At 49.5% G+C, this 15942-nt stretch carries 14 protein-coding genes and 2 pseudogenes; 8 read left to right on the top strand and 8 right to left on the bottom strand.

Annotated elements, in window-relative coordinates:
- The first annotated feature begins 346 nt into the window (after positions 1-346).
- Positions 347-1378 (top strand): acyltransferase, encoded by a 1032-nt coding sequence (locus tag EH228_RS18685; RefSeq protein ID WP_240116326.1) that lies wholly within the window; start codon positions 347-349, stop codon positions 1376-1378.
- Between the two features lie 71 nt (positions 1379-1449).
- Here the strand turns inward: EH228_RS18685 and EH228_RS18680 are convergent, their stop codons facing one another.
- Together EH228_RS18680 and EH228_RS18675 are read right to left on the bottom strand one after the other, a co-directional pair.
- The gene (locus EH228_RS18680; protein WP_152323120.1) at positions 1450-1680 is read right to left on the bottom strand and encodes a DUF2767 family protein; all 231 of its coding nucleotides are present in this window, start codon (positions 1678-1680) and stop codon (positions 1450-1452) included.
- Positions 1681-1754: 74 nt separating this feature from the next.
- Complete coding sequence (locus EH228_RS18675) at positions 1755-2348, bottom strand: class I SAM-dependent methyltransferase (protein ID WP_193323384.1); 594 nt, start codon at positions 2346-2348, stop codon at positions 1755-1757.
- Positions 2349-2840: 492 nt separating this feature from the next.
- On the opposite strand from EH228_RS18675, the gene EH228_RS18670 reads away from it, so the two are divergent.
- The 6 genes and pseudogenes from EH228_RS18670 to EH228_RS18645 all read left to right on the top strand — a co-directional run bounded on the left by EH228_RS18670 (position 2841) and on the right by EH228_RS18645 (position 7425).
- Positions 2841-3041 carry a hypothetical protein gene (locus EH228_RS18670; protein WP_152323119.1) on the top strand — a complete coding sequence of 67 codons (201 nt, stop codon included), beginning with the start codon at positions 2841-2843 and terminating at the stop codon, positions 3039-3041.
- 190 nt (positions 3042-3231) lie between these two features.
- Positions 3232-4095, top strand: a complete 864-nt coding sequence (locus EH228_RS18665) for a glucosamine kinase nucleotide-binding domain-containing protein (protein WP_152323118.1) — start codon at positions 3232-3234, stop codon at positions 4093-4095.
- Between the two features lie 495 nt (positions 4096-4590).
- Positions 4591-4968, top strand: a complete 378-nt coding sequence (locus EH228_RS20290) for a hypothetical protein (RefSeq protein WP_193323383.1) — start codon at positions 4591-4593, stop codon at positions 4966-4968.
- Between the two features lie 162 nt (positions 4969-5130).
- A pseudogene (locus tag EH228_RS18655) lies at positions 5131-6606 on the top strand (sugar porter family MFS transporter); the annotation flags it as partial.
- 197 nt (positions 6607-6803) lie between these two features.
- Positions 6804-7037 (top strand): hypothetical protein, encoded by a 234-nt coding sequence (locus EH228_RS18650; RefSeq protein WP_152323157.1) that lies wholly within the window; start codon positions 6804-6806, stop codon positions 7035-7037.
- A gap of 22 nt (positions 7038-7059) precedes the next feature.
- On the top strand, positions 7060-7425 hold the full coding sequence (locus EH228_RS18645) for a transposase zinc-binding domain-containing protein (RefSeq protein WP_193323382.1): 366 nt from the start codon (positions 7060-7062) through the stop codon (positions 7423-7425).
- 172 nt (positions 7426-7597) lie between these two features.
- Here the strand turns inward: EH228_RS18645 and EH228_RS18640 are convergent, their stop codons facing one another.
- The 4 genes and pseudogenes from EH228_RS18640 to EH228_RS18625 form a co-directional block, all read right to left on the bottom strand.
- Positions 7598-8392 carry an isocitrate lyase/PEP mutase family protein gene (locus EH228_RS18640; protein WP_152323115.1) on the bottom strand — a complete coding sequence of 265 codons (795 nt, stop codon included), beginning with the start codon at positions 8390-8392 and terminating at the stop codon, positions 7598-7600.
- A gap of 101 nt (positions 8393-8493) precedes the next feature.
- Positions 8494-9239: pseudogene (locus EH228_RS18635) on the bottom strand (IS5 family transposase); the annotation flags it as partial.
- A gap of 280 nt (positions 9240-9519) precedes the next feature.
- A complete protein-coding gene (crcB, locus tag EH228_RS18630) occupies positions 9520-9900 on the bottom strand; it encodes a fluoride efflux transporter CrcB (protein WP_152323114.1) in 381 nt (126 codons plus the stop codon).
- Positions 9901-10204: 304 nt separating this feature from the next.
- Positions 10205-10450: a hypothetical protein gene (locus tag EH228_RS18625; RefSeq protein WP_152323113.1), complete on the bottom strand. Its 246-nt coding sequence runs from the start codon at positions 10448-10450 to the stop codon at positions 10205-10207.
- A 482-nt stretch (positions 10451-10932) separates the two neighbouring features.
- Here EH228_RS18625 and EH228_RS18620 point away from each other — a divergent pair, with 482 nt between their 5' ends.
- Entirely contained in the window at positions 10933-11265 is a 333-nt protein-coding gene (locus EH228_RS18620; protein WP_152323112.1) for a YegP family protein, read from the top strand.
- A 191-nt stretch (positions 11266-11456) separates the two neighbouring features.
- Here EH228_RS18620 and accA read toward each other — a convergent pair whose 3' ends face one another.
- Both accA and dnaE read right to left on the bottom strand, forming a co-directional pair.
- Positions 11457-12416 (bottom strand): acetyl-CoA carboxylase carboxyl transferase subunit alpha, encoded by a 960-nt coding sequence (gene accA, locus EH228_RS18615; RefSeq protein ID WP_152323111.1) that lies wholly within the window; start codon positions 12414-12416, stop codon positions 11457-11459.
- 12 nt (positions 12417-12428) lie between these two features.
- A complete protein-coding gene (gene dnaE, locus EH228_RS18610; RefSeq protein ID WP_152323110.1) occupies positions 12429-15911 on the bottom strand; it encodes a DNA polymerase III subunit alpha in 3483 nt (1160 codons plus the stop codon).
- Positions 15912-15942: the final 31 nt, after the last annotated feature.

The raw sequence follows: 15942 nt of genomic DNA, 5'->3' as shown, positions 1-15942 counted from the left end.
CAAGGGGAAAGTCAAGTAGATATCGCCACATTGCCCACGGTCTTTATCCTGAAAAAATCACAATTTATATCGGAATAGCCTGGCCGACAGACGCTAACTTTTTCATGTCAGTCATTTCCCTCGCTTAAGTCTGGCGGTGACAAACAAAGATTAATGTCATTCATTAACAGGGAGCCACGCCTTTCAAAGCACCGATATAATGTATCACCGTCAAGTCACGGCAATGAAATGTCCCTCTCCGGCCACAATCTGCGCTTTTTTCTTGCCCGACGATACGTCAGGACAACGGAATATGATACCTTTAGCCCACTGACGATAATCTGGCTGGCCACGTCAGAGCATGATAATGGCAAGGACTCAGGTGTTGAAAACGATCAATCTTAAGCTGCTCACGGTGGCGGCAACATTTTTGGTGATTCTGCTGCATACGGCAGCGATCCCTTTCAGCTATTTCCATCTGGCATGGTCAGTTTCGGTCATGTACGAGGTATTGGGACGTACTGCATTTCCGTTGTTTTTGTTGATTGCCGGCTACGCCTCATTAAATAAAAACGAGTCGCTACTCAGTACGCTAAGAGTCCGCGTGCTGAACTTAGTTATTCCGCTGATTGTCTGGTCGGTTATTTATCTGGTTTATAATGAGTACGTCAATGAAAACAAAGCCCCCATCAGCATTTTGGCATTGCTCAGCACCCCAGCCTATCCACATCTGTGGTTTATTTACACCATGATATTGCTGTACCTGGTCACCCCACTCCTGAACACCTTCATTCAGAATGGCAGCCGCCAACGAGTCAATTATACGCTGACCGTATGGTTTGTTCTGGCCTCGTTTTATATGCTGTTGGATAACGTTAAGATCAACTTGCTGGAAGGCCATCACATCCCAACCCCAAGCAATATTGATATGGTGGTGTACCTGTCAGGTTTCTACATTCTCGGTGGTGTGATCAGACGCTTTAAGGTGAATCCGAAGGTGACCATCTCAACGATTGTTTTCATCCTCTCGGCAATATTAACCGCAGTGATGACCTATTCATTGTCGATCAGTACCTTTTCTCCAAACAAAGTCTTCCTGTTCTATTCGGCGCCAACACTGGTCGTGGTATCGCTGGCTGGCTTCTTTATGCTGCTCAATGCCCGATTTTCTTACAGTCAATGGGTGTTAAACCTGATCCGGACGTTGTCACGACTGAGCCTGGGGATTTTCTTCGTGCATATTATGGTACTGGAGACACTCCTGCGGGAATTGAGCATCAACTTCGAAGGATACAACTCCACCCTGACCATCCCATTAGTGTCAGTGGCTTGTTTTATCATCTCAGCCGCTATCGTCTGGCTACTACGACAGGTTCCATGGCTGCGACGGATTACCTGAGCAGAAACAAGAACGGCCACTCAGTCATGAGTGGCCGTTCTTCCGGCAGACCGTCGGGTTGCCCCCTGCCGTTAAAATGCAGCTGAGGCAAATCGATGTGGCGGGTTGATTGCCTTACGGGCAATCCAGTAAAGCAGAATTCTTTCTTCATCATGGTCCTGATCCGCCATCACCAGCAACTTCAAAGCCAGTGTGGTCTTGCTGACTGGTTGTCCCGTGATGCTCAGTTCAACCACCGCTTTGCCAATAATCTTGCAAACTTCGTCCTCGCTTGAGGTCGGTAATTCAGTGTCAGTGCTCATTATCTCCTCCTGTTGTGGATAACAATAAGCCTGGCAGACCCACCGAAGATTGCCATCTAAACGTCATGCTCCGGTCATATTACGGCACCAGTACGAGGGTTCTGCGGCAAATTATCGAGCGAGTGACAACGATAAACCCACGCAGGGGGAAGATTGCAAAGTACCCGCGTACGATTCCAGGCAAAGTAGCCAGAGAGCAGCGGTTCGGAAAGCGAGGTGTACTGAAACTGTACAAACACCCCTTCAGCACTGAGCTGAGCTGCGGCACGCTCCAGAATGGCGTGCCGGACAGAGTGCGGTAAAGACAGCAACGGCAGACCGGAGAAGATGGCGTCATATTCTCCATTCAACGTTTCAGCAGAAGCTTCCGTTACCCGCAGGCGTGGATCGCTAATCACCGCCAGTTTAGGATGAAAACGGGGATTAGTTTCAAACGCCAGGAGCTCCGCATCTGGCCGCATCCGCCGCAACAGATGGCGAGTTAATACACCATCTCCAGCCCCCAGTTCAGCGATGCGCTCGCAGCGGTCCCAGTCCACCGCGTCGGACATGGCCTTGCACAGCGCCGTGGAAGATGGCGCGATGGTCCCTGTTTTCCGTGGATTAGAAATGAATTCCTGCAAATAATCGGTCTTAGCTTTGATATAAGAGAACGTGGATAACAACATAGGTATAGGCAACCTCTGGCAAAATAGAGTCCTTCTAATAGGCCACAAGAAACTTAACGAGTTCTTAAAACCGGCTGCACAACCTCAAAACTAAGATTAATCGTAGCCGCCAGAGGTGTTTTATTTCGATTCATTCACATCCGGTAAAATTTTAAAATATGACAACATCGAGACGGGCAGAACAGGCTGGAAAATCCACTGAATCTCTGCCGCGACGTGCTTTGCGTGACGGCGGTATAAGCTGCAACACGTCTTCCCGCAATGGCGTGTAAGAAACGGGCGCGTCCCCCCAGCTTGCCCGGCGTCCTGGACTAGTTTCACCGCATCATCCGTACGCAATGCGCCAGTACATCAACCTCTCCCCTGGCATTACAGGGAGTAAGGGGAAAAGCTGAAAGTCCACGAAAATACATCAGTTGCTCTCCATAAATCACCGCCGTCTCACACTTGACCTATACTTAACATTGGTCTGGTATGTCAATGGAGTGGACTATGTTGATTGGTTTCGTATTACTCGTCAGCGCCTGTGGTCACGATGCCTGTGATGCCTTGCCAGTATCTGAACATATTTTTCCCACTCGCGTAGCTTGCCAACGTACCGCTGATCGTATCCATGAACGACGTCCCAACGCAGTACTAATCTGTGGTGAGGTTTACCGTAGCCATGGCAGCGAAAATACCAGGGTAAATTAACCCTCAGACAACCGTTAGCATGGGTTGAAGCACTCTGGGCCACAATACATGGCAAATAAACCGATGTACTGCGTATAAAACACGCATATTTATTTGTTATTACGATTTAACTTTTTTTATCGCATTGTTTTGCTCAAAATAGCCCGTTGTTTTCACAATCTGGTGTATCAACATCAGTCACGGGAGGCTCATGCAATCAGAATTTTTGCTCGGAATCGATGGCGGCGGCACACATTGTCGCACCCGACTCACAGCCGTTGACGGCACAGTACTGGCTGAATGTAAAGGCGGCGCCGCGAACGTTTACTCCGACTTTGACGGTGCATTGAAGACACTTAACTTATTGATTGAAAAAACCTTCCTGACTGCCGGATTACCATTATCCGCCCAAAAAAGAACCGTAGCCGTACTGGGACTGGCGGGAGCAAACGTTCCTTCGGCCAGTGCTCGCCTGCATCTTTCTCGCTTTCCTTTTGCGCGGATCCAGCTCCTTTCTGATGTGGATATTGCCTGTATCGGGGCACATCGCGCTGAACCCGGCGCGGTTTTGATCATCGGTACCGGCAGCCAGGGGGCCGCCTGGGATGGCGAGAACTTTCACCGCATAGGCGGCTGGGGCTTTATGCTGTCCGATCAGGGATCAGGGGCAATACTCGGTCAACGACTACTGCGCAAATCGCTACTGGCGCATGAAGAACTGTTCCCTACCACCGCACTCACCAGGCGAGTAATGAACCATTTCAGCCACTCGCCTGACACCCTGCTTAACTGGAGCAAAAGTGCAACACCGGGCGACTGGGGACAGTTTTCACCCTGGGTTTTCGAGGCCGCACGTGAGGGCGATTCACTTGCCGAAACACTGATCGCCGAAAACGCCGCTGAGGTAGTACTGATGGCCAACGCGCTACGCCAGCGCAATCATGGTCCACTGGCTCTGATGGGCGGCCTGGCCACGCCGCTCCTTCCCTGGTTACCACAACCTCTTAGGGAAAAAATCGTCCCTGGCCACGAAGATGCGTTATCAGGCGCATTAAGACTGGCTCGCCTCGGGTGATGTTCACCTGCGCTAACACGACGCTATCGTATTTCCGGGCGGTGAATGTTCATCACCCCCTTTTCGTTGAGATCCCTCCCCCGTCATAATAGTTCCAAATATTACCGGCAGATATAGTGAGATAAATCTAAAAATATTTCTGCAATGCGTGCTATCTGCCACACTCCGTATCATTTTATTTAAACATCAATTAGTTAATTAAAAATTTGCATCCATTGAGTGCTTATTCATGATAACTATCCCCACACCAGGCACTGAGTGAACATTTCACCAAACAAAATGGAACAGGCCTCTCCAGCCAGACAGGCATTAAATGTTAATTTTCAATACATTAAATAAAATCGAACAGGCGGTTAGCCCTCTTCTAAAAAACACGGTTGACTGGCGAAATGACGGTTTTGAACTAGATTTATCCAGCCCACATCCTTTAGCAATGAAACGGGTACATATTAATTTGACTTATTATCACTAGAAAAACGGAGCGGTTAATCCGTCATGGATAAAACACATTTTTATCAGAGACTGATGCGCTGGCAGCACCTGCACTTTAATGATGTCGTGCTACGTGAGCATCCAGGTACGCCAGCGTGGAACAACATGTATGAAATTTACATTCAGGATAACTCATGCCTGTCTGCACAACTGTATATCCGCACCACTCAGCCTGGGGAAAATACCACTCAGGTGCTGGAACAGTACCTGGCATGGCTACATGAGTACAACACTCATGCGACTGAGCGAACGCTAACGTTCAAACAGGGAACCCATGCCGCACAATCAACACAGTCTGAGAGCTATCAACGATCACCCGCCAGAAAAATACCGGCCTGGGGCAACGCCGTTTCCCAGCGAATGCGAGATGTGCAAAGGTAATAACTCACTGCCGGAACACGCTCCGGCAGTCTCTTTTCCCCACTCAGTCCCGCCGATTCACTCGACATTGGAATTTAATTTCGTGTTTTTCCTACTAAAATGGTCAATGTTAATTAAATTAAGTAAGGAATGTGACTTTGATCACTCAATGACCACAATAATACGTTAGCCAGGGAGTTACTTGTGACTAATACATCGAACATCGGTACAGCCAGTACGACGCCAACCTTGTCGCCGCCGACCGAACCACTGGTAAAAGTAATTGCGTTTATTGCTACATTGGGGGGGTTACTGTTTGGTTATGATACCGGGGTCATTGCCGGTGCCCTGCTTTTCATGAAGCAGGATTTGCATCTGACCTCGCTGACCACCGGTATGGTGACCAGTTTTCTACTTCTCGGTTCCGCTCTCGGTGCCGTCTGTGCCGGGCGCGTTTCTGACCGTTTTGGCCGAAAAAAAATCATTCTCGTCATGGCGATAATCTTTATGCTCGGCTCACTCGGCTGCGCCATGGCCCCCAACGTCATTACCATGATTATGTTCCGTTTCATCCTGGGCCTGGCTGTGGGAGGTGCCGCCGCAATCGTACCAATCTATATTGCCGAAATCGTTCCAGCTAACCGCCGTTGGCAATTTGTCACGCTCCAGGAACTGATGATTGTTTCCGGTCAATTAATTGCCTATACCAGTAATGCCGCCATCAATGAAGTCTGGGGAGGCGAAACGACCTGGCGCTGGATGCTGGGTGTGGCCTGCATCCCGGCAGTCGTTTTGTGGGTGGGAATGCTATTCTTGCCTGATACGCCGCGCTGGTACGCCATGCATGGGCGCTATAGTGAAGCACGTGACGTACTGGAGCGTACCCACCACTCACGCATGGTTGAACGAGAGATGGCCGCCATCCGCAAATCAATGGATTCCAAAAGTCAGAAACATGCCCGCCGTCAGAAAACCATTTCAGTATGGATGAAACGTTTGGTGCTGCTGGGCATCGGTATCGCCATGTTGCAACAGCTCTCAGGCGTTAATACCATCATGTTTTACGCGCCGACCATGTTAAAAGCGACCGGACTCGGTACCCACGCATCATTACTGGCCACCATCGCCAACGGTGTCATCTCGGTTATCATGACCTTTGTCGGTATTATGCTGCTCAGCCGTTTTGGGCGACGTCCACTCCTGTTGATTGGTCAGATTGGCTGTACCTGCACGCTGCTGACTATCAGCATGCTGACCTGGCTGATGCCAGAAACGATCAACGGTCATCCCGACCTACTGCGTAGTTATCTGGTACTGATGGGCATGCTGGTGTTTCTATGCTTCCAGCAAGGCGCGCTGTCGCCGGTGACCTGGCTGCTGCTGTCGGAGATGTTTCCAATGCGCATTCGCAGCATGGCTAATGGCCTGTCGGTCTTTGCCATGCAGATGACTAACTTCTCAATCGCCTTTATGTTTCCCATGTTGCTGGAAGGCATTGGCCTGACAATGACCTTCTTCTTATTCGCGTTAATTGGCATCGCTGGGGGGATTTTCGCGGTGTTCTTTGCCCCGGAAACTCAGGGGAAAACGCTGGAACAGATCGAAAAACACTTCAAAAAGCATTTTCAGGATGAGCCACTGCCGCAACCCAACAACTGAAGACACAGCATGCCAGGGATGGCGCGACTCGCCCTTTTTTAATCATCATGGCGGAAATGTTGTTCTGAGCGCCTCAAGAACGAAGCAGCCTGGCGGCTGCAAATCGATGTATGGCAAAATGGTGACGTTCTGAAACGACTCAACCGCAGGTAAGCGCAGTGTCCCATTCCCCCGAACATCAGCAAATTCATACAAAAATGGTTAAGCAGGCACTAAAAGACGTCGCCCGCCAAAACCAATATCCTTATCAAACTGTTTTTAAAGAATTTGTTGATGGCAATAACCCTTCCTGTACCCAGTGCTTCTGGGAAACCTTTTACCGCCTGTTCCCCCGTTCTTCCTACCATTTCGTCGCCTTCTGCCATGACTGCCGCCAATTCGACCTCTATGAAACCGAAGCCGCGATGCATGCCGATGGCCCGGTCTGGTGACAGCGGCTTTCAACCGAGGCCCATGAAGGCGTTGTTCCAGCGCAACGGTGCCTGGGCCGACATCATGGCCAGCCATCCAGTACGGCCGGTCGAAGTCGAGGTCATTACCAAAATGCTGGCTTGCGGTACACCACTGATGGGTTCCCGCGAATTTCATTGCAGTAACGCTGATTGCACACACCACCAGTTTGTTCACCAGAGCTGCAACGGCCGCAGATGCCCGACATGCGGGAAAAAGGCCACTGACCTGTGGATTGCCACCATGATGGCACGTCTGCCGGATACGCCGTGCCAGCACGGGACTTTCACCCTGCCCGACACCTTGTGGCCGCTGTTTGAAGCCAACCGCTGGCTCCTTGGTGCCCTGGCCGCCGACAACCTGCTGTAACAGTGCGTCCAGAAGATATGTTTTCTGTCCATCTGAGCAGTCATGATGGCTAATGATTTATCCATCAGGCGTTAGGTGACGCCATTCCCCTCTTTTGCGGTGTTCGGGCCATCGACGAAAAGTTAAAGGAATTGTGGCCAGCGATCCAATTTCGCTGGCAACGAATATTTTGCTATTTGAAGGTTAAAGCTAGTTGGGCATGATTATAAAAGGCAGCATAATCTCCACTCTTATATGTCAAAGCGATGCTCTTTTCTAAATATGCCAACATATCATCAAACACAGAGTTACCGAGACTAAACCGGTTAACCCCAGCCGATTGAAGATCTTTTACATTGTCTATGTGAGGCAAATTTAGAATATTCAATGGTAGATAGATATGACTGGATATTTCATAAATTGATTGAAGTTCGCTTAACCCAGGAACAAACAAACAGTCCGCTCCTGCTTCGTGATAAATTGCAGCTCTTCTCAGGGTCTCAGCGATTTTTTCATTGCAAGATTCACTTAAATAAGTATCGGTTCTCGCATTGATGACAAAATCGGGAAAACCATTAGCCAATAAACCTGTTTTTATCGATGCAATTATTTTTGCAAATTGTTCAGAGGGTAACAGACCACCATGAACTAACGAATCTTCTATGTTTATTCCGGAACAACCAATATCGGCAAGTTTAACCACATTAGTGACAATATCAGCAGTATTTTGTGAATACCCTTTTTCTATATCAATGGAAAGTGGAATTGAAATTTGATAGAGTATCTTTTTAGCATTATCAAAAATAGTATCAAAGGAGATATTTTCACCATCCTTAACACCCTGCATAGAAGATAAAGCCCAACTAGATGTTCCTAATGCTTTATAACCTGCTTGCTCAAATATTCTTGCTGAAAGTGCATCCCAGCAATTACCTAAAATAAAAAATGATTCTTTTGAATGTAATTTTTTAAAAGTAGCGTTATTCATATAAACTCCTAAGAAGCAACAATATCAATCATGGCATTAAATACATGAGGCAACCCAACAGAGGATCCAAACCCATCACGAAAATATTTAGGGTGTGTCCCTTAACTTAACAACCGCTTTAAAAACAGCCTGACAGCTCCCAGTTTTAGCATACTCAGGTAGTTTCTTGCTGTTTTTTCTGAGCGTGTTGCAATACGACGATTTTCTTTTAGCATCGCAAAACAACGTTCCACGACATTGCGTTTTCTGTACAGCCGTTTGTCGAGTTTTCTTCGCCCGTCCTGACTGGCTTTTTCATTCGATTTAAAAGGAATAACCGCTTTTATTCCTTTTTCTTTCAAATAAATACGAAAATCCCTGCCTGAGTATCCTTTATCCGCCAGTACGGCTTTGGGACGGGATTTCAGGCATCCACTTTTACGAATAACACCGACCTGGCTGAGTAACGCTTTTGCATACCGACTTTCGTGGGCCTGTCCGCCGCTCAGGCTGAAACTCAGCGGCAATCCGGTACCATCTGTCGCCAGATGGATTTTGGCGCCAAAGCCGCCGCGAGAGCGACCCAACCCATGATCGTCGGGTTTATCTGGATGTTTTTTTTCGCCCCTGCGGCCGCTTTCAGGGCACGAATGTTGCTGCCATCAAGCGCTATGACATCCCAGTCAACCAGTGATTTTTCATCCAGAATCTGAAGTAATCTATTGAAAATACTGTTCATTACTCCGGATTTAGACCACCGGTTAAAACGGTTGTAAATTGTTTTCCAGTGACCATAGCGTTCAGGTAAATCTCGCCAGGGGGCGCCAGAACAGAGTACCCAGTATATGCCATTCATGACATGTCTGTGCGGTTACGGGACACACCCTAGTATCGAACGCCGGAGAGATAGCACGAATGCGTTACGTTGGTTGATGCAGGAAAGATCCGCCTGCATTCAGGAAATCCGTACAAAAAGCAACCTAACGTATTGAAAATCTATCACCTTTATGCCACCCTCCGGCAAATTATAAGGATTTTAGCCCCACAGTTGACGTTCCAGAGCGCCCTCTGGAAGTTTGAAATTCCTAGACGTCAAGCCGCGGAGCACTGCAGCATTTATAGTGCTAATCGCCGCGAAGACGGAGAAATTACCCTACCAGCACCGTCATCAACCAGAAGCCGGCAAAGGTCATCAGTAACGAGCCCACCACATGGGTGAATACCGAGATCATCGCCCAGAGATAATTGCCCGCCTGCATCAACGTGACAATCTCCAGCGAGAAAGTGGAAAAGGTGGTCATGCCACCACACAGTCCAGTGGTGATCAACAGCTTCCAGGCTGGATCGAGTTGCGGGTTACGCAGAAACCAGGCCATCGCCGCGCCAATAATAAAGCCGCCGACCAGGTTTACCAGCAGCGTGCCTGGTGGCAAATTCGGAAACAGTCCGTTTAGTCGGATGGCCAGCAACCAGCGGATCACACAACCAGCGGATCCACCAATAATAACGGCAATTAACGGTTTGAGCATGATGTCCACAGCCTTAACAGGCGGAAAAAAGAAGATGCGGCCTGATCTGATAGTTGCTTAGCGTAATCAGCCAGAGGGCTATTTACAACCCTTTAAAAAATCACGTATAAACATTCGACATTAAACGGGCTCTTTCCTCGGGTGTCGTGCCAGCATAATCACCCCCGGTTTAACCGCAGACCAAACAGCCCTGACACTGAAGAAAAAACCCGAAAAACAATAAAAAATTCAAATAGATGGAGTGATGATTACGCTGGGGTGCGTATGATGAATAAATCAGGTTTTTCTCTCTGAACTGGCAGCACTATTCTTCCACTTCGGGTGGTTTATTCTCTCTCTTATTGGGGAGTAACGACTTGATAAATCGACGTTGTAGTTCGTTCATCCGCCATCCTTCTAAACGATCCATCTCCTCCGAAGACATTTTTTTATCTTTATCCTCATGAGCATCAGTCATCCGTTCATCCCCCAGAGCACAATGAGCGACCAAAAAGTCAGACATCCCATAAACACAGCCAATAAGACCCATCCCCGAGTAGATATCCGCCATTTCATTGACAGTCCTTATAAGTTTTATCGTAAAAAATAGTATAAACCATCAAAAAAAGTGATCAACTTTCAGATTATGCTTAATGAAATTTTCTGGAAATTATACTTATCCATACCCTCTACCCGTCAGTACTCGCTGACCTGCTTACCGTGTCTCATGTCTGTGTGACGCTGTTTCTGACCCGACAGCAATGAAACCTGCCCCCCCATCAACACCGCAAAACGGTGCAGTCACGCTATTTTATGCACCACACTCTGTCACCCATTTCAGAAGACTCAACGTTATAAATTTGAAAAACACGACAGTGGTAGACAATATTAAATGTCTACTGGAACGGTGTAATAAACAGGCTAATATTGCTCATTAGTACCGAAATAACCTGTTGGAAATATGCCGATTTTATGTGCATACTGATATGACGCTAATGTATTGTTGGCGTGATCCAAACTGTTTACATTAGCTTTTTATATCAAGGAGTTAACATGTCTGGTTGGTTCGAATTGAGTAAAAGTAGCGATAATCAGTTCAGATTTGTCCTTAAAGCAGGAAACAGCGAAATCATCCTGACCAGTGAACTGTATACCACTAAAAGCGCAGCTGAGAATGGTATTGCATCGGTTCAGAAAAACAGCCCTTTGGATGAGCGCTACGAAAAGAAAGTGGCTGCAAACGGCAAATTCTTTTTCAATCTGAAAGCCGCAAACCATCAGGTTATTGGCACCAGCCAAATGTATGCCACAGAGCAATCCCGTGAAAAAGGTATCGCATCGGTGAAAAACAATGGCCACACCGACGCGATCAAAGACAAGACCTGATGACCTTATATCTCAGCCAGCTATACTGAATCGCCCCGCGTTTCCAGGGCGATTTCCCTCCCCAGCCGGAAGTGACTTCCCCCACTTGCCACGCATAAAAAAAGCGGGCTCCAGACCTGCCACCGCCATGAGAATCACTCCTCATAACCGTTCCAGATTCGGAACCCGCTGTTGCGGAGGCCAGCCCGTTATCAGGCGTAGCCGTAGTTCATCAGACGCTGGTAACGACGATCCAGCAGTTCCTCGGTACTGAGCACATCCAGATCAGCCAGGTCAGCCAGTAACTGCGCTTTCAATGATTCGCCAATCTCCAGTGGATTACGGTGCGCTCCCCCCAGAGGTTCAGGGATCACTGCATCGATCAGATTCAGCTCTTTCAGGCGCGGGGCAATGATCCCCATCGCGTCAGCCGCCAGTGGCGCTTTGTCGGCGCTTTTCCACAGGATCGACGCACAGCCCTCTGGTGAAATCACCGAATAAGTACTGTACTGCAGCATGTTCACTTTATCGCCCACGCCGATAGCCAGTGCGCCACCAGAGCCACCTTCACCGATAACAGTACAGATAATAGGCACTTTCAGACCCGACATCTCACGCAGGTTACGGGCAATAGCCTCAGACTGACCGCGCTCTTCCGCGCCCACGCCTGGGTACGCACCCGGTGTGTCGATGAAGGTAATGATCGGCATATTAAAACGCTCAGCCATTTCCATCAGGCGCAACGCTTTACGATAACCTTCCGGTGCCGGCATACCGAAGTTACGCCGAATCTTCTCTTTGGTCTCGCGGCCTTTCTGGTGACCAATGACCATCACCGGACGACCATCCAGACGAGCGATCCCCCCCACAATGGCTTTATCATCCGCATAGGCGCGATCACCCGCCAGCTCGTCAAAATCGGTAAAGACGTTGCGAACATAGTCCAGCGTGTATGGACGCAATGGATGTCGCGCCAGTTGTGCAATTTGCCACGCACCCAAATCGGAGAAGATTTTTCGGGTCAACTCAACGCTTTTCTCGCGCAGACGCTGCACTTCTTCATCCAGATTAATATCCAGTTTTTCATCCTGACGGCCAACCGACTTGAGCGAATCAATTTTCGCTTCAAGCTCAGCGATTGGCTGTTCGAAATCCAGGTAATTAAGACTCATAATATTCCTGTTTTAGTCAAACTCCAGTTCCACCTGCTCCGATCCCAGCAACAACCGCAGTTCGTTTAACAAACGATCGTTGGGCGACACACGCCATGCTGCGCCAAAGCGCAGTCTCGCCCGCGCATCCTCTCTCTGATAGTAGAGATGCACCGGAATAGTCCCCGAACGATAAGGGTCCAGGGATTGACGGAGACGGTTCAAAAGCTGGTCATCAATTTGCCTGTCCGTCAGCGATATAGCAAGCCCGCGTGCATATTTTTCACGGGCTTCATCAATGTCCATCACTTCGCGAGCGGTCATTTTAAGCCCCCCGCTGAAGTCATCGAAACTGACCTGTCCACTGACGAGCAAGATACGGTCTTTTTCCAGCAAATGCTGAAACTTGTCTAACGCATCGGTAAACAACATCACTTCCAGACGACCAGATCGATCGTCCAGGGTACAGATGCCAATCCGGTTACCACGTTTTGTTACCATTACGCGGGCCGCCACCACCAGACCTGCCGCCATAATCACTTCGCCGCGTCTGGTCGGGTGCATGTCTTTCAGGCGCATTCCCCCAACATAGCGCTCGATCTCTTTCAAATACTGATTGATCGGGTGCCCGGTCAGGTAAAGCCCTAATGTCTCTCTTTCACCATCTAGCTGCACCTGTTCCGGCCAACGGGGAACATCAGCATAGGATTTTTCAATCTGCTCCGGTGCTTCCGCCAACACACCAAACATATCAGCCTGACCAATCGCCTCAGCTTTAGCATGCTGATCTGCCGCTTTCAACGCATCACTCAACGCACTCATCAAGGCGGCACGATGTGGACCCAGGCGGTCAAACGCCCCGGACATAATCAGTTTTTCCAGCACACGGCGGTTTAGCTTTTTGGTATCCGTACGCGCGCAAAGGTCGAAAAGCTCACGGAAATAGCCGCCCTGATGACGCGCTTCCAGGATCGCTTCAATCGGGCCTTCACCCACACCTTTAATCGCCCCAATGCCGTAGACGATTTCACCCTCATCATTGACGTGGAACGGATAGAGGCCGGAATTGATATCAGGAGGCAGCACCTTCAACCCCATACGCCAGCATTCATCCACCAAACCAACCACCTTCTCGGTGTTGTCCATATCGGCAGTCATTACCGCCGCCATAAACTCGGCCGGATAGTGCGCTTTCAGCCACAACGTCTGGTAGGAAACCAGGGCATAGGCGGCAGAGTGCGATTTGTTGAAGCCATAACCGGCGAATTTCTCCACCAGGTCAAAGATCTTCATCGACAGTTCGCCATCGATGCCGATACTCTCCGCGCCTTCTTTAAACACTGAGCGCTGCTTGGCCATTTCTTCGGGTTTCTTTTTACCCATCGCACGGCGCAGCATATCCGCTCCACCCAGGCTATAGCCAGCCAGAACCTGGGCAATCTGCATCACCTGTTCCTGATACAGAATAATGCCATAAGTCGGCTCCAGTACCGGTTTCAGTGACTCATGCTGCCACTGGATATCCGGGTAGGAGATCGCTTCGCGCCCATGCTTACGGTCAATAAAGTTGTCCACCATCCCCGACTGCAAAGGCCCCGGACGGAACAGCGCCACCAGCGCTATCATATCTTCGAAGCAGTCCGGCTTCAGGCGCTTGATCAGATCTTTCATACCGCGCGATTCAAGCTGGAAAACCGCTGTCGTTTCCGAGCGCTGCAGCATATCGAAACTTTTCTTATCATCAAGCGGAATCGCCGCGATATCGATAGGCGGCTCGCCCTGCTTCGCACGACGGGCGTTGATCATCGACAGCGCCCAGTCAATGATGGTCAGCGTACGCAGCCCAAGGAAATCGAACTTCACCAGGCCGGCATATTCCACGTCGTTCTTATCAAACTGGGTCACCGGATGGTTACCGTTTTCGTCACAGTAAAGTGGCGCAAAATCGGTAATCTGCGTGGGTGCAATCACCACGCCGCCCGCGTGTTTACCGGCATTGCGCGTAACACCTTCCAGCTTGCGCGCCATGTCAATCAGCGCTTTAACTTCTTCATCCGCCTCATAAATCTCTGGCAATTGCGGTTCAGCCGCAAAGGCTTTTTCCAGCGTCATCCCCGGGTCTGGCGGGACTAATTTGGAGATACGATCAACAAACCCATACGGATGTCCCAGTACGCGTCCAACGTCACGGATGACCGCCTTGGCCGCCATCGTACCAAAAGTGATAATCTGTGATACCGCCTGACGACCATACATATCCGCCACATGCTCAATCACCAGGTCGCGTTTTTCCATGCAAAAGTCGACGTCAAAGTCAGGCATCGAAACACGTTCCGGGTTAAGGAAACGTTCGAACAGCAGGTCAAATTCCAGCGGGTCGAGGTCGGTAATTTTCAACGCATAGGCCACCAGCGAACCTGCGCCGGAACCACGCCCGGGTCCCACCGGCACGTTGTTATCCTTCGACCACTGGATAAACTCCATCACTATCAGGAAGTAGCCCGGAAAACCCATCTGATTAATCACATTCAGTTCAGTTTCCAGGCGCTGATCATACTCTGGTCTTCTCTGCGCACGGACTTCCGGGTCTGGAAACAGAAATTCCAGACGCGCTTCCAGACCTTCCCATGATTTCGTCACCAGGTAATCTTCTGTGGTCATCTCCCCGGTCGGGAATTGCGGCAGAAAATATTCTCCCAGGCGGATAGTCACGTTACAACGCTTAGCAATTTCTACGCTGTTTTCCAGTGCTTCGGGGATGTCGGAGAACAGCTCACACATCTCCTCTTCGGTGCGCATATATTGCTGAGGACTGTACAAACGCGGCCGTTTGGGATCATCCAGGGTGAAACCATCGTGAATAGCGACGCGGATTTCATGCGCGTCAAAGTCCTCTTCCTCAAGAAAACAGACTTCGTTAGTGGCAACCACTGGGATCCCTTCAGCTACCGCCAGTTCAACCGCCGCATGCAGCCAGGTCTCTTCATCTGGCCGCCCGGTACGGATCAGCTCCAGATAATAGCGATCCGGGAAATATTTCTGATAAAACGCCAGACATTCGGCAACCTGAGCCGTGTTACCACGCAGGTGCATCTTGCCGACATCACCACGACGACCACCAGAAAGCAGAATTAATCCTTCCTGATGCTCAATCAGCCAGTCCCGGTCAATAACCGGTCCCGCAGCGCCATAACCACGCAGGTAGGCACGCGAAATCAACAACGTCAGATTCTGATAACCGGTGTTGTTAGCGGCCAGTATGGTCAATTGTGACAACTCGTCACCCAGCGCTTCGCTGACTACGTTGAAATCAGCGCCAATTATCGGCTTGATGCCTTGTCCATGCGCCGCGCCGTAAAACCTCACCAAACCACAGAGGTTGGTAAAGTCGGTGATAGCAATGGCAGGCATACCCAGAGCCGCCGCTTTTTTCACCAGCGGCGCCGTCTTTGCCAGTCCATCTACCATGGAGTAGTCACTGTGTACGCGCAAATGAATAAAACGAGGTTCGGCCATCTCTGATCCCGCTTAAAACTGAAGAGTGAAA

The sequence above is a fragment of the Erwinia endophytica genome (genome assembly GCF_009295515.1).
Classification (GTDB): Bacteria; Pseudomonadota; Gammaproteobacteria; order Enterobacterales; family Enterobacteriaceae; genus Erwinia; species Erwinia endophytica.
This window is presented reverse-complemented; position numbering and strand designations above follow the sequence as displayed.

What these genes read in the sequence shown, in the direction of transcription:
- EH228_RS18645 (WP_193323382.1), top strand. Translation starts at nt 7,060, where the DNA reads ATGAAGGCGTTGTTCCAGCGCAACGGTGCCTGGGCCGACATCATGGCC.
- EH228_RS18625 (WP_152323113.1), bottom strand. Translation starts at nt 10,450, where the DNA reads ATGGCGGATATCTACTCGGGGATGGGTCTTATTGGCTGTGTTTATGGG.
- EH228_RS18665 (WP_152323118.1), top strand. Translation starts at nt 3,232, where the DNA reads ATGCAATCAGAATTTTTGCTCGGAATCGATGGCGGCGGCACACATTGT.
- accA (WP_152323111.1), bottom strand. Translation starts at nt 12,416, where the DNA reads ATGAGTCTTAATTACCTGGATTTCGAACAGCCAATCGCTGAGCTTGAA.
- EH228_RS18640 (WP_152323115.1), bottom strand. Translation starts at nt 8,392, where the DNA reads ATGAATAACGCTACTTTTAAAAAATTACATTCAAAAGAATCATTTTTT.
- EH228_RS18685 (WP_240116326.1), top strand. Translation starts at nt 347, where the DNA reads ATGGCAAGGACTCAGGTGTTGAAAACGATCAATCTTAAGCTGCTCACG.
- EH228_RS18670 (WP_152323119.1), top strand. Translation starts at nt 2,841, where the DNA reads ATGTTGATTGGTTTCGTATTACTCGTCAGCGCCTGTGGTCACGATGCC.
- EH228_RS18680 (WP_152323120.1), bottom strand. Translation starts at nt 1,680, where the DNA reads ATGAGCACTGACACTGAATTACCGACCTCAAGCGAGGACGAAGTTTGC.
- dnaE (WP_152323110.1), bottom strand. Translation starts at nt 15,911, where the DNA reads ATGGCCGAACCTCGTTTTATTCATTTGCGCGTACACAGTGACTACTCC.
- crcB (WP_152323114.1), bottom strand. Translation starts at nt 9,900, where the DNA reads ATGCTCAAACCGTTAATTGCCGTTATTATTGGTGGATCCGCTGGTTGT.
- EH228_RS20290 (WP_193323383.1), top strand. Translation starts at nt 4,591, where the DNA reads ATGGATAAAACACATTTTTATCAGAGACTGATGCGCTGGCAGCACCTG.
- EH228_RS18620 (WP_152323112.1), top strand. Translation starts at nt 10,933, where the DNA reads ATGTCTGGTTGGTTCGAATTGAGTAAAAGTAGCGATAATCAGTTCAGA.
- EH228_RS18650 (WP_152323157.1), top strand. Translation starts at nt 6,804, where the DNA reads ATGGTTAAGCAGGCACTAAAAGACGTCGCCCGCCAAAACCAATATCCT.
- EH228_RS18675 (WP_193323384.1), bottom strand. Translation starts at nt 2,348, where the DNA reads ATGTTGTTATCCACGTTCTCTTATATCAAAGCTAAGACCGATTATTTG.